Here is a 21,336-nt window from a genome sequence, read left to right on the forward strand (position 1 = left end):
ACTTCGATGCTATTCAACCAAGCCTCACGCCTGGCCAAGATCACCAGCCCCCTCGGGCCGGATGTGCTGCTGCTCAATGAAATGGGCGGCGGCGAAGAGCTGGGGCGCCTGTTCACCTACGAGCTGCAACTGACGTCCCTGGACGCCAACATCGACCTCAACCAGTTGCTCGGCAAGCCGATGAGCGTGGGCCTGCAACTGGCGGACGGTGGCGAACGGCATTTCCACGGCATCGTCGCGCAGTGCAGCCAGAGCATCGACCAGGGCCAGTTCGCCAGCTACCAGGTGACGCTACGCCCATGGCTGTGGCTGCTCAGCCGTACGTCCGATTGCCGGATTTTCCAGAACCTGAGCATCCCGCAGATCATCAAGCAGGTGTTCCGTGACCTGGGCTTTTCCGACTTCGAAGACGCCCTGAGCCGGCCGTATCGCGAGTGGGAATACTGCGTGCAGTACCGCGAGACCAGTTTCGATTTCGTCAGCCGCCTGATGGAACAGGAAGGCATCTACTACTTCTTCCGCCATGAGCAGGACCGCCATGTGCTGGTGCTGGCCGATGCCTATGGCGCCCACACCACGGTGCCGGGCTACGCGTCGATCCCCTACTACCCCAAGGACGAGCAGCAACGCGAACGCGACCACATGCACAACTGGCACCTGGCGCAGCAAGTGCAGCCGGGCTCGCTGGAGCTCAACGACTACGACTTCCAGCGCCCCAGCGCGAGCATCGACGTGCGCTCGGCCATGCCGCGCCCGCACACCGCGGGCGACTACCCGCTGTACGACTACCCCGGCACCTACGTGCAAAGCGCAGACGGCGAACACTACGCACGTACCCGCATCGAAGCCCTGCAAACCCTGCATGAGCAGATCGAGTTCAGCGGCAACGCCCGCGGCCTGGGCTCGGGCCACCTGTTCAGCCTCACCGGCTTCAGCCGCCAGGACCAGAACCGCGAATACCTGATCGTCGGCTGCCGTTACTACATCGTCCAGGAAAGCCTGGAAAGCGGCGGCGGTTCAGGCGCGGCGCAGTTCGAAAGCAGCCTGACCTGCATCGACGCCCAGCAAAGCTTCCGCCCACTGGCGAGCACCCACCGCCCGATCGTCAAAGGCCCTCAGACCGCGCTGGTGGTGGGCCCCAAAGGCGAGGAAATCTGGACCGACCAGTACGGCCGCGTGAAGGTGCACTTCTACTGGGACCGTCACGACCAATCCAACGAAAACAGCTCGTGCTGGATACGCGTCTCGCAATCCTGGGCCGGCAAGAACTGGGGCTCGATGCAGATTCCACGCATCGGCCAGGAAGTGATTGTGAGCTTTCTGGAAGGTGATCCCGACCGGCCGATCATCACCGGGCGGGTGTACAACGCGGAGCAGACGGTGCCCTACGACCTGCCGGAAAATGCGACCCAGAGCGGCATGAAGAGCCGCTCGAGCAAGGGCGGCACGCCGGCCAATTTCAATGAAATCCGCATGGAGGACAAGAAGGGGTTGGAGCAGTTGTACATCCATGCCGAGCGTAACCAGGACATCGTCGTCGAAGTGGACGAAAGTCACTCGGTGGGGCATGACCGCAACAAGAGCATCGGGCACAACGAGACGGTGACCATCGGCAACAACCGCCTGCGCATCGTCAAGCAGGAAGACATCCTCTCGGTGGGCCAGAGGAAGACCGACAGCATCAGCCAGAGCTACGTCATCGAAGTCGGTGAAAACCTGCGCCTGGTCTGCGGTGAAAGCATCCTGGAGCTCAACGCCAGCGGGCAGATCAACCTGACTGGCGTGCAAATCAGTTTCTACGCCAGTGGCGATGCCGAGTTCAATACCGGCGGCGTGCTGCACCTGAACAACGGCGGCGGCCCCGGCGCCACGCCCGATGGCCAGGGCCAGAAAGGCGCCATCGACGCCAATATCAAAGCCGCGTTTCCCGCGCCTAAAAGTTCCTGACGAGACCTGTTTTCCATGACGTACCGAATCAACGAATTCCAGTTTCAACTGCCCGCCAGTGAGTTGCAGGACGCGACGATCAACATCCTCAAGTTCCCCGAACTGGGCACCTCCCTGATCGTCAGCCGCAGCCTGCTCGCCGAGGGCGAAACCCTGCACAGCAACTTCAACGACCAGCTCCAGCGCCTGGAAAAACAGGTGCAGGACTTGCGCTATCAACCGGGTGTGGATGTGCGCCTGGGCGCCGCGCAAGAGGTCGAAGGCATCGAGCTGCGCAGCCAGTTCAACAAGGGCAATGACAAGGTGTTTCAGTATCAGTTGGCCCTGGTGATACCGGGCACACGCAAGATGCTCGCGTTGAGTTATGTGAAGGCGGACAAGCTGGGTGATGCCGAGGCGGCGCATTGGGCATTGATCAAAAACTCGCTGTCGTTCGACGCGATTTCTTGATGAGCTACCTGCATGTCTGACGCGTTATGGGCGGCCCGGATGGGCGATGCGCTGTCCCACACCTCGATGATGGCTGACATCCTCGGCGGGGTGCTGGAGGTGGCGGCCAATATCGCAATCACCGCCGTGGCGACTGCTGCCGTGGTCGCGGCCACCGGTATTACCGTCGCCACCGGCGGGCTGGGGTGCTTCCTGCTGGGCGCGGTGGTGGGCACGATTGTCGGCCTGGCCATGAGCAAGACAGGGGCGGACAAAGGGCTCACGAATTTATGCGATAGCTTCAGCAACGCGCTGTTTCCGCCCACGGTGCAGGCCAACATTCTGACCGGCTCCACCGATACCCTGACCAACAGCATTCCTGCCGCCCGCGCCGCCGGGGCGATCAGCTCCCATGTAGCGCCGGCCGGTACCGAGCTGGAAGCCCCCCAGCCAGAGCCCGAAGCCAGTTACCTCGACATGGCCGAAAGCTTCTTCTCGCAGATGTGGCGGCCCACGGTTGCCACCCCGGCGCCGGGCGCCGTACCCAAGCCGCTGGATCTGGTCACCTGCATGAAGCATCCACCGATGCCACCGCAGTTTCTGGCCGAGGGCTCGGACAAGGTCACGATCAACGGCCAGCCGGCGGTGCGCAGCGGTGATCGCAGTACGTGCGATGCGACCGTGGTGTCGTCCGGGTTGATTTCATCCAACGTGACCATTGGTGGCGGCTCGGTGGTGGTGCGCGAGATTCGCAGCGGCAAGACGCCGGGTGTGGGGCTGGCGGTCACCGCGTTGTTGATGCTCAAGGGCGGCAAGGGCAAGTTCTTCAGCAAGCTGCCGTGCATGTTGATCGGCGGTGCGACCTCGATGGCCGTGAGCAGTGCGATGGGGGCGATGGCCAATGCGGCCATGGGCTCGTCGAACCCGGTGCATGCTGCCACCGGTGCCAAGGTGTTGGGCGGCGATAATGAGCTGGATTTCGTACTGCCGGGCATCCTGCCGATTGATTGGCAACGTTTCTACAACAGCCGCGACGAACGCACGGGCAGTTTGTTCGGCGCGGGCTGGAGCGTGCCGTATGAGGTGTGCGTCGAAATTCGTCCCCATCCCGAGGGCGGCGAAACGCTGGTCTACACCGATGAACAGGGTCGGCCTATCGACATGGGCAGTATTCCCCTGGGCGGCGCGGTGTTCAGCGCCGGTGAGGGGCTGGCCGTGCGCCGACACCTCAACGGGCAATTGCTGATAGAGAGCGATGACGGGCTGTATCGCTTGTTTGAACCCTCTGCCAACCCTTCATTGCTGCGCCTCAGCCAGCTCGGCGACCGCAACGACAACCGTATCCATGTCGATTATGACGAAGCCGGGCGACTGATTCGGCTGCGCGATACATTCGATCTGGTGCAAGTGGAGTTGATCCGCGATCAAGGCCACGTGATGCGGCTCGAACGTCTTTACCCCGATCAACGCCGCGAAGTGCTCGTCAGTTACGGCTACGACGCTACTGGCAACCTGGCGGAGGTCCGCGATGCCACTGGCCAGGTGCAGCGGCGCTTCTGCTACGACAGTGGTCGGCGCATGGTGGAGCACCAGTTACCTACCGGTCTGCGCTGTTTCTACGAATGGGCCTTGGTTGAAGACGTGGAATGGCGCGTGGTCCGGCACTGGACCGACGAAGGCGACGCCTACCAGTTCGACTATGACTTGCAGGCCGGTATCACGCGCATTACCGACGGCTTGCAACGCGTCAGTACCCGCCACTGGAACACCCAGCACCAGATCGTTCGCTACTGCGACAACCTCGCGCAAACATGGCTGTTCGAGTGGAACGACGAGCGCCAATTGCTCAGCGCCACCGATCCGCTGGGCGGGCGCTTTGCATACAGCTACGACGACGCTGGCAACCTGATCGGCGAGACCGACCCGCTGGGCCGCAGCGAATCCACTACGTGGCTTGAGCATTGGGCTTTACCAGTATCTGGCACGGACAGCGAAGGCAACACCTGGCACTTACGTTATGACCAGCGAGGTAACTGCATTGCTGAAACGGACCCGCAGGGTCATGTTTCGCAGTATCGCTATGACGATCACGGGCAGTTGGTGGAGGTCATCGACGCAGCGGGAAAAAGCAAAAGGATGCGCTGGAACCCATTCGGCCAACTTATTGAGCATATTGACTGCTCAGGTTACCCGACCCGTTTCAAGTATGACGAAAGAGGCTATTTGCAGGCTGTCACCGATGCATTGGGTGAGCGCACAACGTTTGTTTACGATGCTCGGGGCCTGGTGCTGAGTACTCAGCTGCCTGATGGACGCATTGAACACTTTCAACGCGACACCAGCGGTCAACTGATCGCACATACCGACTTCTCCGGGCACTCTACCTACTATCAACGCAATCGCCAGGGACAGGTCAGTCAGCGGCTTGATGCGCACGGCCGCCAAGTCAACTTTGAATACGACCGCTATGGCCGCCTTAAAACTCTGTGCAACGAAAACGGTGAGCGGTACCGTTTCTCCTGGGACGCCAACGACCGCGTGGCTGAGCAGCAGGACCTGGACGGTAGCGTGCGCCGCTATCATTACGACGCACTGAACAACATTAAGCGGATGGAATCTATTCCTGCCCCTCTGGGCAGCGGAATGGCATCAGTCCCTGTAACTCCCGAAGCATCCATCGTGCATTGCTTTGAGCGCGACGCTGTTGGCCGCCTGCGGGTCAAGATCACTGATGATGGACGAACGGAATACACCTACGACTCGCTGGATCAACTCAAGGCCGTCACATTTACCGACAATGCCGGCAGGCAACAAGCGATCAACTTTGACTACGACAGCGTTGGTCAACTGATCGAAGAGAAAAGCGCGACTGGCACCCTGCAACATAACTATGACGAGCTCGGCAACCTGAGTCAGACTCGCCTTCCCGACGGGCGCTGGCTCAACCGCTTGCACTACGGCAGTGGGCACCTCCATCAAATAAATCTCGACGGTCAGGTTATCAGCGACTTCGAGCGCGATCGCCTGCACCGCGAAGTACTGCGTACCCAAGGACATCTCAGCACGCGTCATCACTATGACCGTTGTGGGCGATTGCGCTCCCGTGAACGAGGTCAGATCACTCGAGCATCGGTACTTCCTGCTGCGGTACAAAAGCATTTCGAGTATGACCCCAGCGACAACCTGATTGGCAAGCTCGAGCAGACGCCGAGCGGCCAACGCAGGCAACTGCTGCACTACGACGCAACCGACCGGGTGGTCGCTAGCCAAGACAATCTCGTAGGCCAACGCGAAACCTATTCCTATGATGCAGCTGCGAACCTTCTGGATGCTCCGCAACCTGGTGCCGGGCTGGTACAGCACAACAAGGTCCTGACGTATCAGGACAAACGTTATCGTTACGACGGTTTCGGTCGAATGATCGAAAAACGCAGCGCAAATCGCGGCATCCAGCGCTTTGCCTATGACGCCGAACATCGCTTGATTGAGGTCCACAATGAGCACGGCGGGCAGCGGTCTGTCGTAAAAATGACCTACGACCCTATAGGACGAAGAACTGCCAAGGCGACCTACGACGGGAATGGCTATTTGTTGAGCGAGACCCGCTTTACTTGGGATGGACTGCGCCTGCTGCAAGAACACAAGCACGCCCAGACCAGCCTTTACATATACGGGGACGATAGTCACGAGCCTCTCGCTCGCGTTGATGGCAGTGGCATCCAGCAGAAAGTTCGCTATTACCACAATGACCTAAACGGTCTGCCCGAACTGCTCTCGGAAGCTGAAGGTCAGACCGTCTGGCAAGCCAGCTATCGAATTTGGGGAAACACGGTTCAGGAAATTCGTGAACCCTACTACATCGAAGAACAAAACCTGAGGTTTCAGGGCCAGTACCTGGACCGTGAAACCGGCTTGCATCACAACATATTCCGTTTCTACGATCCGGATATCGGCCGCTTCACTACCCCCGACCCTATCGGCCTTGCAGGGGGGCTGAACCTTTACCTGTATTCGACAAATCCACTGACCTGGATCGACCCCTACGGCTTGAATCCTGAGGATTTGATACGTTACAAACCCAAGGCGTCCGTCACCCCGAAAGCGGGTGGCCGCGGTACGGCAATCAATAGGGCATGGGGCGAAGAACGGGATCTGGTTCTACGCGGTGGCGGCTCACGAAACTGGACGGATGAGGAACGCGAGCTGATCAAGAATACAAAGAGCAACGCTCGCCTGAACTCTAAGATGTCCAAAGCAGGCTACACCGGTCACCATATCAACAGCGTCGAAGGTAACGGTGCCTTGGGCAAGGCCTGGAAAGGTGACCCGAGGAACATTGTTTTCTTGCAAAACTCGAAACACCCAAGTGGTGTGGACGAACATTTGAACAGCCCTCAAGGGCACCGAAAGAATTATGCCAACTCAGGCAAAGGCCGATTGATCGACCGTCTTAGAACACCCGGCAGAAAAGCCGGCTGCGGTAAATAATCCATTGGAGAAGAACATGAGCGCCCTTGACAACGCATTTAAAGAGTTGCGCCGCGTCCACAAAAAATTCGATATCGAAGGAAGCTTCGAAAAAAGCAGCCATGCCAACGCAAAATGGCCGCAGACGTTACCGCGCTCGGCAGAAACCGACTATTTCTACGATAACTGTGAGCCAGTTGATGTTGAAGTTGAAACCGGTCTGACGCCGATCTGCTTCTTCAACTTGAGCGCTTTGGAAGACGGCCAAGTTGGCTATAAATGGGATGGCGATTCGAACAAGACCCAGGTAAACGGGAATTGGCCTGCCCAGTATCTGGTTTTCATGGATGATATTGGCGGCGGAAAACCGATTATCGCCGTTACGGACACTCCCGGGACTCCAGTGTGGGCGAGCTACGATGTCGTCGAGCCGTTCAAGATTGCCAACTCCCTGGCTGATTTCCTCTTGGCATTCGCCAAAACTATCGAAATTGTTCACGGAAAATTCGACATCTTTGACATTTACAACGATGACGACGAGCTTTCCCCCAAATTTGTAAAATTGCTGACGAAAGAGGTCAGCCCGTTGCTGGGCGAGGAGAACTTCGAACGTTTTTTCGATTACTTCTACGGCTAAGACGGATTGTGCCAAAGACAACGTACGGCCTGTCGACTGCCTTGAGGATCCGCGCATGAGAACAGCATTGATGAGCATGCCTTAACCACACAGTGGCAGCTGACTGACTATGGAAAGTCTCAATAGAATCGGCACATCCCTGAGCACCACGCATGTCTGACGCGTTATGGGCTGCCCGGATGGGCGATGCGCTGACCCACACCTCCATGATGGCCGACATTCTTGGCGGTGTGCTGGAGGTGGCGGCCAACGTGGCGATCACTGCTCTGGCGACTGCTGCGGTGGCGGCGGCGATTGGTGTGACGGTCGCTACTGCCGGCATTGGTGGCTGCATCCTCGGCGCGGTAGTCGGCATTGTCGTCGGCATGGCCATGAGCAAGACGGGGGCCGACAAGGGCCTCAGTAAAATGTGCGAGAGTTTCGCCAACGCGCTGTTTCCACCGGTGGTGGAAGCCACGATTGCGGTAGGCTCGGCCGACACTTTCGTCAATAGCATCCCCGCTGCGCGTGCGGCAGGCTCCATTCCCTCGCATGTGGCGCCCGCAGGCACGGAGCTTGAACTCCCGCCGCCGGAACCCGACACCGCGCCACAAGCCGAGCCCGGCTTCCTGGATATGGCCGAGGGCTTCTTCTCGCAGCTATGGCGGCCGACCGTCGCCACGCCCGCGCCTGGTGTCGTTCCAGCCCTCACCGATATGGTCCTGTGCGCCCGTCATCCGCCGATGCCCCCGCAACTTCTGGCGGAGGGTTCCGACAAAGTAACCATCAACGGCCAGCCCGCCGTGCGCAGTGGTGACCGCAGCATGTGCGACGCGACGGTAGTGTCCTCGGGCCTGATCTCGCCGAATGTCACGATTGGCGGCGGTACGGTGGTGGTACAGGAGATTCGCAGCGGGAAAACCCCAGGCGTTGGGTTGGCGATTGAAGTGCTGATGATGCTCAAGGGAGCGAAGGGCAAGACGCTGAGCGACCTGCCTTGCATGTTGCTTAGCGGAGTCACGTCCTATGCGGTCAGCCAGGCTATGGGGGCAGCGGCAAATGCAACGATGGGCTCGCCCAATCCGGTACATGCGGCGACGGGAGCAAAGGTGCTGGGCGGTAATACCGAAATGGATTTCGTACTGCCAGGGATACTGCCGATCACTTGGCAACGCTTTTATAACAGCCGGGATAAACGTCGCAACGGGATGTTTGGCGCAGGATGGAGCGTTTCGTATGAGGTCTGCATCGAAATCTTGCCTCACCCAGATGGTGGCGAAGACCTGGTCTACACCGACGAACAGGCACGACGCATCCATCTGGGGGCTATGCCGCTGGGTACTGCGATGTTCAGTGCCGGCGAGGGCTTGAGCATTCGACGTCACCGTAACGGGCAGGTGCTGATCGAGAGTGAAGACGGGCTGTACCGCCTGTTCGACAGCGCCCCTGGAGACTCGGCATTTCTGCGCCTGAGTCAATTGGGCGACCGCAATGACAACCGGATTTATCTTGATTATGACGAGCGAGGTCAACTGGTTCGGCTGCGAGATACCTTTGACTTGATACAGATTGAACTGACGCGCGAACGTAATCGTGTCTGTCAGATTGTCCGCGTGTACCCCGACCACCGGCGAGAACCCCTTGCCCTTTATAGCTTCGATGCAGCCGGTGATCTGGCGCACGTCAGCGATGCTACCGGCCAGACTCAAAGACGTTTCGCTTATGACAGCAGCCAGCGAATGGTCGAACACCAGTTGCCCACAGGGTTGCGTTGTTTCTATGAGTGGGCGTTGATTGACCAGATGGAGTGGAGGGTTATCCGGCATTGGACGGATGAAGGGGACGAGTACAGATTTGAATATGACCTGCAAGCGGGCATTACTCGGATCACCGACAGCCTGCAGCGTGTCAGCACCCGGTTGTGGAATAGCCAACATCAAATTGTCTCTTACACGGACAACTTGGGCCAGACGTGGTTGTTTGAGTGGAATGACGAGCGTCAGTTACTCAGTGCAACCGATCCGAAAGGGGGGCGATATGCGTTCAGCTATGACGATTCGGGAAACCTGATTGGCGAACACGACCCCTTGGGACGCAGTGACTCTACCGTGTGGCTGCCGCATTGGGCGCTGCCTCGATTTCAAATTGATGCGGCGGGCAATAGTTGGACGTATCAATACGACTCACGCGGAAACTGCATCCGAGAAACTGACCCATTGGGCTATAGCACGCAGTACCGTTATGACGCTCATGGGCAGATCGTAGAAATCATTGATGCCGCGGGCAAAAGCAAACGAATGCGCTGGAATCAATTCGGCCAGCTCATTGAGTACATTGACTGCTCGGGCTACCCGACACGGTTCAGCTATGACGAACGTGGCTTTTTGCAGACGATTACCGATGCGCTGGGAGAACGCTCCCATTTCAGTGTTGATGCCAAAGGACGGCTGCTAACCAGCCAATCACCCGACGGGCAGATGGACTATTTTCAGCGCAATGCAAACGGGCAATTGGTCAGCCACACCAACGCTGCCGGCCATACCACGCACTATCGACGCAACCGTCGCGGGCAGGTGTCACAGCGCACAGATGCCCACGGTCGTACGGTCGAGTTTGGCTACGATGCCTTCGGGAGGCTGCAGGCGCTGACCAATGAAAATGGCGAACGTTATCTGTTTACCTGGGACGCCGGTGACCGGCTTGAGAAACAGCAGGATCTCGACGGCAGTGCCAAGTACTACGCCTACGATACGCTGGATAACTTGGCCAGCGTGGAATCTGTGCCCGCACTTTATGGCACAGGGCTTTCAGTTGTACCGCCCACCAGGGCTAAACCTATTGTTCACCGGCTGGAGCGGGATGCAATCGGGCGCCTGACAGCTAAAGTTACCGACGATGGCCGGACCGAATACGTTTATGACGTACTCAACCAATTGCTCGCAGTGACGTTTACGGATCACCAAGGCAATTCGCAAGCGCTGGGCTTTTCGTATGATGCACTCGGCCAACTTCTGGAGGAGGCCAGCCCAGCTGGGAGTTTGCGCCATCATTACGATGAGTTGGGTAACCTGACACAAACCCAATTGCCCGACGGACGCTGGATAAATCGATTGTTCTACGGCAGTGGCCACCTCCATCAAATCAACTTAGACGGCGTCATCATCAGTGACTTTGAGCGCGACCGCTTGCATCGCGAAGTCATGCGTACCCAGGGGCAGATCAGTACTTACTTGGGGTATGACCGCAGTGGCAGGTTAAGGTCTCGTCAACGCAGATACACGCAACAGGCGTCGCTGTTGCCCAGTGCAGAGCAAAGCAACTTCGAATACGACCTCGCAAACAACCTGGCCTTAAAGCGAGATCAACACGCCAAGGGACAGCGCCACCAGCTTCTGCATTACGACGCTACGGGGCGGATTATTGCCAGCCAGGGCGATATCCAAGGACAAGCAGAAATATTCGCTTATGACGCGGCGGCAAATCTGCTGGATGGGTCGCAACAAGGAGCAGGCCTGGTCGTACACAACAAATTAATCACCTATCAAGACAAGCGCTTCCGTTACGACGGATTTGGCCGGGTGATCGAAAAAAGAAGCAGCCAACGCGGTCTACAGAGCTTCAGATACGACGCTGAGCATCGCCTGATTGAAGTTCGAAATCACGGTACTGCTGGGGACTCCGTGATTTGCATGAAGTATGACCCTTTGGGCAGGCGTCAGGAAAAATGTGAGTGGCGCAATGGGTTTCAGACAAACAAAACCACGTTCTTATGGGACGGTTTAAAACTACTCGAGGAGCAACATAACAGTCAGAAAAGCTTATACCTGTATGCCACCAGCGGATACGAGCCTTTGGCGCGTGTCGATGGCCGCGGTCACCAGCAAAAAATCAGGTATTACCATAACGACGTTAATGGATCGCCCCTACAACTGACTGAAGCGGACGGAAGCCCTGTCTGGGAGGCCACTTATAAAGTTTGGGGCAATACCCTCCAAGAAGTGCAAGAACCGTATTACATCGAAGGGCAAAACCTGAGATACCAAGGCCAGTACCTCGATAGAGAAACCGGTCTGCACTACAACACGTTCCGCTTTTACGACCCTGATGTAGGGCGGTTTACCACCCGGGACCCTATCGGGCTGGCAGGCGGACTCAATCTCTACCAGTACGCGCCCAATCCGATTGGCTGGATCGACCCGCTGGGATTAAGTTGCTCCCTCAGTGCCAAGGCTCGAAAAATACATGACGTGGCGAGAGATCCGTTCGCCAAACGGAATTCAACCGTCGCCATCGCGGAGGTCACGATCAATGGAAAAACTACACATTACGTGGCTGGCAGCGGCGGCACACTCTCCCCTGCACAAAGAAAACTCGCCGCTGAAATGGGTATACCACCTGAAAACATATTGTCAGGCACGAAGGTACGAAGCAGTAACGCGGACCCGACACAGGCGAAACTGGAAAACCATGCTGAACGGGTTATCATCAGAAACCTGCCAGAAGGTGCAAAAGTCGAAAAATGGGGCGTGTCGTGGGGTGGTAAACAAACCAACGCATCCTGTTCAAATTGCCAGCCTCATGTGGATGCTTCCGGCGGCATTTTCGATTAAAAACTTACAGGACAATCATGATGTTTAATATCGTCGACGAGATAGACAACTATCAGGCCTTCATTCAGAACAGCCTTAAAAATTTGTCCGATAAGCAAACTATTTTTTTATCGGCCTGGTGTGTCAATGGCTTATTCAGCTTGCCAAATACCCTGACTGTTATTCAGCAAAAACTGGGTATCAGCGACAGCAAAGAAACTATTGTTGATTCTATTCTTCAAGGCAACATCTCGTCCTATCAGCACAAACTTCAACACCTGCTGGACACAATGGATGAGTATGCTGCCAACTATGAGGAACCCGAGGCACACGAAACCTATTCGTTGGCGGGTTTCAATTCTGCACTTAACAGCGCAACCGACACGGAGAACCTTGCCTACGCCCTTGAGGTGATCATTAATCTGATTGATCACTACGCGCAAACAGAAGATGACCCCGTCTGGGAGCGTACGCTAAAGGAAGAATTCGACGCTCAGCACTCGATCATTAACGATCTGCTGAAAAACAGACCGGTCACTATCACCAGCCACCATGACTTTTTGATTAGTTAAGATAAAGATCAAAAAACAGGGGGTTGGCTGCCCCACCACACAATATCCGTCCACAAAAAATGGGCACCCGACCCAGTCGGCGTGCCCATTTTTCCTACCACCCCGCCCCCTGTCGAGACGGCACTGCTTACGCGTTGACGGTGTCTTTAAGCGATTTACCCGGCTTGAACGCAACGGTGTTGCTCGCCTTGATTTTCACAGGCTCACCGGTTTGCGGGTTTTTGCCGGTGCGGGCGCCACGGTGGCGTTGCAGGAAGGTGCCGAAACCAACCAGGGTGACGCTGTCCTTGCGGTGCAGGGCGCCGGTGATTTCTTCGAGAACGGCGTTGAGGACGCGGTTGGCCTGTTCTTTGGTGAGATCCGCTTTTTCAGCGATGGCGGCTGCGAGTTCTGGTTTACGCATAAATGAAGCCTCTTTGACGGTTTTTTGTTGTTATGTCCGTGCTGCTCGTCTGTGGAGCAGCGCCCAAAGCGCCGCAGGCTCTACTCTGCGGCAGACGGGAGTGAGGATGGCATGCCCTCGTACGCCGCGCCAGTCTCGCGGCGACCTTTCTAGGGTAAAAAATGTGCTTATTCCGACAGAACGACCGGTATTTACGCCAGCAACGGCGGAAGTTCTTTGTTGAGGGCAAGTTTTTCCATCACGGCGTTGCCGGTCAGCGCATAACCCAGCAGGCGGCCGCTGGCGTCGCGGCACAGGGCCTTGATGTCGGCGCCCTGGCCTTCGACGCTCCAGACCCCTTCGGCGCCCCGTGGCGGTGGCGAAACCACCAGCGGGCAGACCGGGGTCTTCACGGTGACGGGCATCGGGCCGTAGCTGACGGCGGTGGCGTTGCCGGCCAGGGTCTGGGCCAGGGCGCGGGCACAGGTCATCAGGGGCATGACGTAGAGCAGGTTCAAGCCGTCGACTTCGGCGCAGTCGCCCAGGGCGTAGATATTGGCGTGGGAGGTCTTGAGGTGGCGATCCACCATGATCCCGCGGTTGGTTTGCAGGCCGGCGGCAGCCGCCAGGTCGATGCGCGGGCGCAGGCCGATGGCTGACACCACCAGGTCACAGGCGACCACCTCGCCGTCGGACAAGTGGGCTTCAAGCCCGTCTGCCGTGCGTTGCAGGCGATTGAGCACCGGGCCCAGGTGGAAACGCGCCCCCAGGCCTTCCAGCCCCGCCTGCACTGCCGCTGCCGCCGCGGGGTGCAACAGGGTCGGCATGACTTGCTCGCAGGGCGCGACCAGGTCGATTTCATAGCCGCCGAGGATCAGGTCATTGGCGAATTCGCAGCCGATCAGGCCCGCGCCCAGCAGCAGTACGCGGCGCTTGCCGGCGGCCGCAGTACGAAAGCGTGCGTAATCTTCAAGGTCGTTGATGGGGAAAATCAGCTCGGATGCATCGCCTTCCACCGGCACCCGCACGGTTTCTGCGCCCCAGGCCAGGACCAGGTCGCGATAGGCCACGGCTTCCTCGCCAATCCACAGGCGCTTGTGACCTGGGTCGATGCCAGTGATGCGTGTGTGGGTACGCACTTCAGCCTTGAGTTGCTCGGCCATCGCGCCCGGTTCAGCCATGCTCAGGCCATCGGCGTCCTTGTTCTTGCCAAAGCCGGTGGAGAGCATGGGCTTGGAGTAGGAGCGCCCGTCATCCGCGGTGATCAGCAGCAATGGGGTCTCGCTGTCGAGCTTGCGAAACTCCCGGGCCACGTTGTAGCCGGCCAATCCTGTGCCGATGATCACGACAGGTGCGTTCATTCCTTTCTCCTTGTAGTACGGTTCTGAAACTGAAAATTAGCCGATTTCGATCATTTCGAAATCCATCTTGCCGACGCCGCAGTCCGGGCACAGCCAGTCTTCCGGGACGTCCTGCCACAGGGTGCCCGGAGCGATACCATCATCCGGCCAGCCGTCTTTTTCGTCATAGATCAGGCCGCAGACTACACATTGCCACTTCTTCATTTACTTGCTTCCTCAGGGTCCAGGCAGGTTGGCCGGCGGTCGATGGATCCAGCGTTGCCGCGCGGCTCAGGGCGTTTTGTACTGATCGGGGCCGGGAGATGCAAGCTCGATCGACGCAAGGCGCTGGCTCGGCCCGGCAAAAGGTCAGGACGCCATGGTAAGCTCGCCGCCTCTTTTGCTGCCAATACTGACTCACCGTGCCGCACTCAATCGCCCTTCCCGATGTTTGCCAATGGCTGACCCAGAGCCTTCTGACCCCTGCGCCCGCGCCCGTGACCCTCGACTGGCTGTTCGACGAAGGCTCGCTGACGCGCCGGCTGACGTGGCTGTCCAACGATGGCTTCAGCGTGACGCCGCTGTTCGAAGGCTGGCAGCCGCTGCGCGATGATGAATGCGCGGCGCTGCACATGCCCCCGGCCAGTATCGGTTGGGTGCGCGAGGTGTATTTGCGCGGGCATGGCCAACCGTGGGTATTTGCCCGCAGTGTGGCGGCGCGCAGCGCATTGCAGGGCGACGGCTTGCATATGGACGAATTGGGCAGCCGCTCCCTGGGCGAATTGCTGTTTTGCGATCACGCGTTCACCCGCCAAGCCATCGAGGTGTGCCGTTACCCTCGCCAATGGCTGCCCACCACGGACCAGGCCGACGGGCTGTGGGCACGCCGCTCACGCTTTGATCGTGGGCCGCTGAGCGTGCTGGTGGCGGAAGTCTTCCTGCCGAGTTTCTGGCACGCGCTGCATGACCATCCGGAGAATTGCTGATGTATCAACGTCTGCTCAAATCCTTGAACCGCCTGAACCCCAGGGCCTGGGATTTCATTCAGTTGACCCGCATGGACAAGCCCATCGGCATCTACCTGTTGCTGTGGCCGACGCTGTGGGCGCTGTGGATCGCCGGCAAGGGCTCGCCGGCCCTCCTCAATATCGTGATTTTCGTATTGGGTGTGGTGCTGACCCGCGCCGGCGGTTGCGTGATCAACGACTGGGCCGACCGCAAGGTCGACGGCCATGTGAAGCGCACCGCGCAACGCCCGCTGGCCTGCGGCAAGATCAGTTCAAAAGAGGCCCTGGTGTTCTTTGCGGTACTGATGCTGATCAGCTTCCTGCTGGTACTGCTGACCAACGCCACAACCATCTGGTTGTCGCTGGGCGGCCTGGCACTGGCGGCCAGCTACCCGTTCATGAAGCGCTACACCTATTACCCCCAGGTGGTGTTGGGCGCGGCGTTTTCCTGGGGCATGCCGATGGCGTTCACCGCCGAAACCGGCCACCTGCCCGCCACCGCCTGGCTGCTGTATATAGCCAACCTGCTGTGGACGGTGGGCTACGACACCTATTACGCAATGACCGACCGCGATGACGACCTGAAGATCGGCGTCAAATCCACGGCCATTCTGTTCGGCGATGCAGACCGGGTGATCATCCTGACCCTGCAAGGCCTGGCGCTGCTGTGCCTGTTGCTGGCCGGCGCAAGGTTTGAACTGGGGGGCTGGTTCCACCTGGGGTTGCTGGCGGCGGCAGGCTGCTTTGCCTGGGAGTTCTGGTACACCCGCGACAGGGACCGGATGAAATGCTTCAAGGCGTTTTTGCACAACCACTGGGCCGGGTTGGCGATTTTTGTCGGGATTGTGGCGGATTACGCGTTTCGCTGAGGTGTTTGCAGTGTCTGGTCGGGCCTCATCGGGGGCAAGCCCCCTCCCACGTTTGAATGTATTCACACATCAAAAGGTGGGAGCGGGCCTACCCGCGATGTTTTAGCCACGAAGCAGGATCAGGGCTTGGCGACTTTCCAGGCCCCGTCCATTTTGCCGTCGCCGGTCATGTCACCGGCCTTTTTGTCCATGACGAAGGTATAGAGGGGCTTGCCGCTGTAGGCCCATTGGCTCTTTTGATCGTCTCGGGTGATGACGGTCCACTTGCCCATGGGCTTGTCGGTGGATTCGGCCATCAACGGCGGCCAGTTGGCAGCGCACTTGTCGTTACACATGGACTTGCCATCGGCATCCTTGGCGAAGGTGTAGAGCGTCATGCCTTTGTGATCCACCAACACCCCATCTTTCGTCATCGCCGGCTCTGCGGCAAACGCCAGGGTCGGCAGCGTCAACGCCACCGTTACCAGCAAGGCTTTCCAGGAAAAAGTACTGTAAGTCATCGGAACCTTCCTTTTGTGGTTGTCAGGATTCGGACTCAAAGCGTAGTCCACACGGGCGGGAATTGCCCAAGCGGCTAAATTACTGTCACACGACTGCAATAATTCCGTTATCTAATGCGGCGCAAGACAGTTAAATGACAAGAGGATTTTAGGCATGGTTGGCAGGAGCATTCTGATCGTTGACGACGAAGCGCCCATTCGCGAGATGATCGCCGTTGCGTTGGAAATGGCCGGCTATGACTGCCTGGAGGCGGAAAACTCCCAGCAGGCCCATGCCATCATCGTCGACCGCAAGCCGGACCTGATCCTGCTGGACTGGATGCTGCCGGGCACCTCCGGTATCGAACTGGCCCGCCGCCTCAAGCGTGATGAGCTGACCGGGGATATCCCGATCATCATGCTCACCGCCAAGGGCGAAGAGGACAACAAGATCCAGGGCCTGGAAGTCGGCGCCGACGACTACATCACCAAGCCATTTTCCCCACGGGAGCTGGTCGCTCGTCTGAAAGCGGTACTGCGCCGTGCCGGTCCTACCGATGGCGAAGCACCGATCGAAGTGGGCGGCCTGCTGCTGGACCCGATCAGCCACCGCGTGACCATCGACGGCAAGCCTGCCGAGATGGGCCCGACCGAATACCGCCTGCTGCAATTTTTCATGACCCACCAGGAGCGCGCCTACACCCGTGGCCAATTGCTGGACCAGGTGTGGGGCGGCAACGTGTATGTGGAAGAGCGCACCGTGGACGTGCACATCCGTCGCCTGCGCAAAGCCTTGGGCGACGCTTACGAGAATCTGGTACAAACCGTGCGCGGCACCGGCTATCGGTTTTCCACCAAGGGCTGAGCCAGCCACTTCCTGATTTAAGAGCCTGACTTAACAGCTGACAAGGACGCATGTTCAAGTGAATCAAAACTGGCATGGCACCCTGATCCGCCACATGCTTCTGTTGATCACCGGCTGCCTGCTGGTGGGCCTGGTCAGCGGTCAATACGGCTGGAGCCTGGCTGTTGGCATCGGCCTGTACCTGGGCTGGACGCTGAAGCAATTGCTGCGCCTGCATGAATGGTTGCGCCAGCACAAACCCGATGAAGCACCACCCGACGGCTACGGCCTGTGGGGCGAGGTGTTCGACAGCATCTACCACCTGCAACGCCGCGACCAACGCGTCCGCGGGCGCCTGCAAGCGGTGATCGACCGGGTACAGGAGTCCACCGCCGCGCTCAAGGACGCGGTGATCATGCTCGACAGCGATGGCAACCTGGAATGGTGGAACCGCGCCGCCGAGACCCTGCTGGGCCTCAAGACGCCCCAGGACAGCGGCCAGCCGGTGACCAACCTGGTGCGCCACCCGCGCTTCAAGGAGTACTTCGAACAGGAGAACTACGAAGAAGCCCTGGAAATCCCCTCGCCCACCAACGACCGCGTGCGCATCCAGCTGTACCTGACGCGCTACGGCAACAACGAACACCTGATGCTGGTGCGCGACGTGACACGCATCCACCAGCTGGAGCAGATGCGCAAGGACTTCGTCGCCAACGTCTCCCACGAACTACGTACCCCATTGACCGTGATCTGCGGCTACCTGGAGACGCTGCTGGACAATGTCGACGAGATCAACCCGCGCTGGAGCCGCGCCCTGCAACAGATGCAGCAACAGGGCTCGCGCATGCAAACCCTGCTCAACGACTTGCTGTTGCTGGCCAAGCTGGAGGCCACCGACTACCCGTCGGACAACCAGCCGGTCGCGGTGCAGAGCCTGTTGCAGACCATCAAGAACGACGCCCAGGCCCTGTCCGGCCAACGCGGGCAACAGATCACCCTGGAAGCCGACCCGTCGATCCTGCTCAAAGGCAGCGAAGGCGAATTGCGCAGCGCGTTTTCCAACCTGGTGTTCAATGCGGTGAAATACACCCAGGACAAGGGCAATATCCGCATCCGCTGGTGGGCCGATGAACACGGCGCCCACCTGAGCGTGCAGGACTCCGGCATCGGCATCGATGCCAAGCACCTGCCGCGCCTCACCGAACGGTTCTACCGTGTCGACTCCAGCCGCAACTCCAACACCGGCGGCACCGGCCTCGGCCTGGCCATCGTCAAGCATGTGCTGCTGCGCCATCGCGCGCGGCTGGAGATCAGCAGCGTGCTGGGGCATGGCAGTACGTTCACCTGCCATTTTCCGCCGACTCAGGTGGCGCGCTCGCGAGTCCTCAGCCCCGACGAATAAACCCAATACTGTGGGAGGGGGCTTGCCCCCGATATAGGTAGGGTGTCATGCAGCACATTCATATCTGACCCGCCGCCATCGGGGGCAAGCCACCTCCCACAGTGGATCGGTGTTGTCTTAGAGAGTGCATTCCATACCCCACCTGGCAGCAACCACTAGGCAAGCGCCCCGTCAGCCGCTACATTGGCCCACTTGTGTCTGCCTTTCAGGCCCTCCTGTCACCCCTAATTGAACACACGGAACCCGCAAAACCCCATCATGGACCCTTCCCCTGGTATCACCCTCGCCACACTCTTCGCCGACTTCGGCATGATTCTTTTTGCACTGGTCCTGGTACTGCTCAACGGATTTTTCGTTGCAGCGGAGTTCGCCATGGTCAAATTGCGCTCCACCCGGGTCGAGGCCATCGCCCATACCAACGGCTGGCGCGGACAGATCCTGCGCACCGTGCACAGCCAGCTCGACGCCTACCTGTCGGCCTGCCAGCTGGGTATCACCCTCGCCTCCCTGGGCCTGGGCTGGGTCGGTGAGCCAGCCTTTGCGCATATCCTCGAACCGCTGCTGGGCGCCGTGGGCGTCGAATCGCCGGAAGTGATCAAGGGTGTGTCGTTCTTTGCCGCGTTCTTTGTGATTTCCTACCTGCACATCGTGGTCGGTGAACTGGCGCCCAAGTCCTGGGCGATCCGCAAACCCGAGTTGCTGTCGCTATGGACCGCCGTGCCGCTGTACCTGTTCTACTGGGCCATGTACCCGGCGATCTACCTGCTCAACGCCAGCGCCAACGCCATCCTGCGCATCGCCGGCCAAGGCGAACCCGGCCCGCACCACGAGCACCATTACAGCCGCGAAGAACTCAAGCTGATCCTGCACTCCAGCCGTGGCCAGGACCCCAGCGACCAGGGCATGCGCGTGCTGGCGTCGGCCGTGGAAATGGGCGAGCTGGAAGTGGTGGACTGGGCCAACTCCCGGGAAGACCTGGTGACCCTGGACTTCAACGCCCCGCTCAAGGAAATCCTCGCGCTGTTCCGTCGCCACAAATTCAGCCGTTACCCCGTGTATGACGCGGTGCGCAACGAGTTTGTCGGCCTTTTGCACATCAAGGACCTGCTGCTGGAACTGGCGGCCCTGGACCACCTCCCCGAGTCGTTCAACCTGGCCGAGCTGACCCGCCCGCTGGAACGTGTGTCACGGCACATGCCGTTGTCACAGTTGCTGGAGCAGTTCCGCAAAGGCGGCGCGCATTTCGCCCTGGTGGAAGAAGCCGACGGCAAGGTCATCGGCTACCTGACCATGGAAGACGTGCTGGAAGTGCTGGTAGGCGATATTCAGGACGAACACCGCAAGGCCGAGCGCGGTATCCTCGCCTATCAGCCGGGCAAGCTGCTGGTACGGGGCGATACGCCGCTGTTCAAGGTGGAACGCCTGCTGGGCGTCGACCTGGACCACATCGAGGCTGAAACCTTGGCCGGGCTGGTCTACGACACCCTCAAGCGGGTGCCTGAAGAGGAAGAAGTGCTGGAGGTTGAGGGCTTGCGGATCATCATCAAGAAGATGAAAGGACCGAAGATCGTGCTGGCCAAGGTGTTACTGCTCGACTAACCGCAGGCGCGGGCTTGCCCGCTCCTGCCGTCAATTGCCCAATGCAAAATTGGGCAATGCGCCGACGGGCTGGTTGAATTCATACGGGATCGACACCAGCCCCGCCTCGGTGGGCCGCTGCACTACGAAGTGCAGATGCGGCCCGCTGCTGTTGCCGGTATTGCCCGATAACGCCAGCGGGCTCCCCACTGCCACGCGTTGCCCTACCCTCACACTGACCGACCCTCGCTTGAGATGCAGGTACACGCCCTCGGTGCCATCGTCGTGCCGCACCCGCACAAAATTCCCCGACGCATCATTGCCCCGCCCGGCCTGCTCGTTCTCGGTCTTCACCACCACACCGCTGCGGGCGGCAATAATCGGCGTGCCTTCAGGCATGGCAATGTCCATGGCGTAGCGGCTCTTGGCGTCGGTGTGGCTGAAACTGCCGTTGGGGCCCTGGGTCAGGCGGAAAGGACCGCCGCGCCAAGGCAAGGGGTAGCGGTAAGCTTGTTGTGGACGATCGGGCCTGGGCACGACAAGCATCGGTCGCTCAACCTTGCGCTCTCGGATCACGAACGCCTGGGCGCCAGGCGTATACCGGTCGCTGAAAAACACCAGGCCATTGGCATCAACGGATTTGTAGAGGGTCATGGCCTGGGTCGACACGGCGACCGTTGCAAGCCCGCAGCACAGCAAAAAGCGCATGAGCATGGTGTGAACCTGCCGGGATGACTGAGCGGCAGGTTAGCAACGGATCATGACAACTTTGTACGCCACAATGGAGATCCAATGTGGGAGGGGGCTTGCCCCCG

The 21,336-nt window shown here is 59.1% G+C and carries 16 protein-coding genes; 11 read left to right on the forward strand and 5 right to left on the reverse strand.

Going from position 1 to position 21,336, the window contains the following annotated elements; translation table 11 throughout:
* Positions 1-6 precede the first annotated feature (6 nt).
* The 6 genes from AB7933_RS00345 to AB7933_RS00370 all read left to right on the forward strand — a co-directional run bounded on the left by AB7933_RS00345 (position 7) and on the right by AB7933_RS00370 (position 12,620).
* Positions 7-1,947 (forward strand): type VI secretion system Vgr family protein, encoded by a 1,941-nt coding sequence (locus AB7933_RS00345; protein WP_024078137.1) that lies wholly within the window; start codon positions 7-9, stop codon positions 1,945-1,947.
* A 15-nt stretch (positions 1,948-1,962) separates the two neighbouring features.
* Positions 1,963-2,397 (forward strand): DcrB-related protein, encoded by a 435-nt coding sequence (locus AB7933_RS00350; RefSeq protein ID WP_024078138.1) that lies wholly within the window; start codon positions 1,963-1,965, stop codon positions 2,395-2,397.
* A gap of 12 nt (positions 2,398-2,409) precedes the next feature.
* A complete protein-coding gene (locus tag AB7933_RS00355) occupies positions 2,410-6,864 on the forward strand; it encodes an RHS repeat-associated core domain-containing protein (protein ID WP_024078139.1) in 4,455 nt (1,484 codons plus the stop codon).
* 16 nt (positions 6,865-6,880) lie between these two features.
* Complete coding sequence (locus tag AB7933_RS00360; RefSeq protein ID WP_024078140.1) at positions 6,881-7,480, forward strand: hypothetical protein; 600 nt, start codon at positions 6,881-6,883, stop codon at positions 7,478-7,480.
* Between the two features lie 152 nt (positions 7,481-7,632).
* Positions 7,633-12,069: an RHS repeat-associated core domain-containing protein gene (locus AB7933_RS00365; protein WP_024078141.1), complete on the forward strand. Its 4,437-nt coding sequence runs from the start codon at positions 7,633-7,635 to the stop codon at positions 12,067-12,069.
* A 20-nt stretch (positions 12,070-12,089) separates the two neighbouring features.
* Positions 12,090-12,620, forward strand: a complete 531-nt coding sequence (locus tag AB7933_RS00370; protein ID WP_024078142.1) for a hypothetical protein — start codon at positions 12,090-12,092, stop codon at positions 12,618-12,620.
* 127 nt (positions 12,621-12,747) lie between these two features.
* Here the strand turns inward: AB7933_RS00370 and AB7933_RS00375 are convergent, their stop codons facing one another.
* From AB7933_RS00375 to AB7933_RS00385, 3 genes are all read right to left on the reverse strand, one after another.
* Entirely contained in the window at positions 12,748-13,023 is a 276-nt protein-coding gene (locus AB7933_RS00375; protein ID WP_003176958.1) for an HU family DNA-binding protein, read from the reverse strand.
* A gap of 191 nt (positions 13,024-13,214) precedes the next feature.
* On the reverse strand, positions 13,215-14,363 hold the full coding sequence (locus AB7933_RS00380; protein WP_024078143.1) for an NAD(P)/FAD-dependent oxidoreductase: 1,149 nt from the start codon (positions 14,361-14,363) through the stop codon (positions 13,215-13,217).
* A gap of 36 nt (positions 14,364-14,399) precedes the next feature.
* Positions 14,400-14,567, reverse strand: coding sequence for a rubredoxin (locus AB7933_RS00385; protein ID WP_003213373.1), 168 nt, complete (start codon positions 14,565-14,567; stop codon positions 14,400-14,402).
* Between the two features lie 197 nt (positions 14,568-14,764).
* On the opposite strand from AB7933_RS00385, the gene AB7933_RS00390 reads away from it, so the two are divergent.
* The gene (locus tag AB7933_RS00390) at positions 14,765-15,328 is read left to right on the forward strand and encodes a chorismate--pyruvate lyase family protein (RefSeq protein WP_024078144.1); all 564 of its coding nucleotides are present in this window, start codon (positions 14,765-14,767) and stop codon (positions 15,326-15,328) included.
* Positions 15,328-16,218 carry a 4-hydroxybenzoate octaprenyltransferase gene (gene ubiA, locus AB7933_RS00395; protein ID WP_024078145.1) on the forward strand — a complete coding sequence of 297 codons (891 nt, stop codon included), beginning with the start codon at positions 15,328-15,330 and terminating at the stop codon, positions 16,216-16,218. Before AB7933_RS00390 ends, ubiA begins: the two co-directional genes overlap by 1 nt.
* 119 nt (positions 16,219-16,337) lie before the next feature.
* On the opposite strand, the gene AB7933_RS00400 is transcribed toward ubiA, so the two are convergent.
* Complete coding sequence (locus AB7933_RS00400) at positions 16,338-16,718, reverse strand: hypothetical protein (RefSeq protein WP_024078146.1); 381 nt, start codon at positions 16,716-16,718, stop codon at positions 16,338-16,340.
* Between the two features lie 154 nt (positions 16,719-16,872).
* Here AB7933_RS00400 and phoB point away from each other — a divergent pair, with 154 nt between their 5' ends.
* The 3 genes from phoB to AB7933_RS00415 all read left to right on the forward strand — a co-directional run bounded on the left by phoB (position 16,873) and on the right by AB7933_RS00415 (position 20,542).
* On the forward strand, positions 16,873-17,562 hold the full coding sequence (phoB, locus tag AB7933_RS00405) for a phosphate regulon transcriptional regulator PhoB (protein ID WP_003176964.1): 690 nt from the start codon (positions 16,873-16,875) through the stop codon (positions 17,560-17,562).
* A 94-nt stretch (positions 17,563-17,656) separates the two neighbouring features.
* A complete protein-coding gene (gene phoR, locus AB7933_RS00410; RefSeq protein WP_206379746.1) occupies positions 17,657-18,943 on the forward strand; it encodes a phosphate regulon sensor histidine kinase PhoR in 1,287 nt (428 codons plus the stop codon).
* Between the two features lie 258 nt (positions 18,944-19,201).
* The gene (locus AB7933_RS00415; protein WP_024078148.1) at positions 19,202-20,542 is read left to right on the forward strand and encodes a hemolysin family protein; all 1,341 of its coding nucleotides are present in this window, start codon (positions 19,202-19,204) and stop codon (positions 20,540-20,542) included.
* Between the two features lie 30 nt (positions 20,543-20,572).
* Here the strand turns inward: AB7933_RS00415 and AB7933_RS00420 are convergent, their stop codons facing one another.
* On the reverse strand, positions 20,573-21,235 hold the full coding sequence (locus AB7933_RS00420) for a M23 family metallopeptidase (RefSeq protein ID WP_024078149.1): 663 nt from the start codon (positions 21,233-21,235) through the stop codon (positions 20,573-20,575).
* Between the last annotated feature and the right edge of the window lie 101 nt (positions 21,236-21,336).

This window comes from Pseudomonas gorinensis (assembly GCF_042015035.1).
GTDB classification, from domain to species: Bacteria; Pseudomonadota; Gammaproteobacteria; order Pseudomonadales; family Pseudomonadaceae; genus Aquipseudomonas; species Aquipseudomonas gorinensis.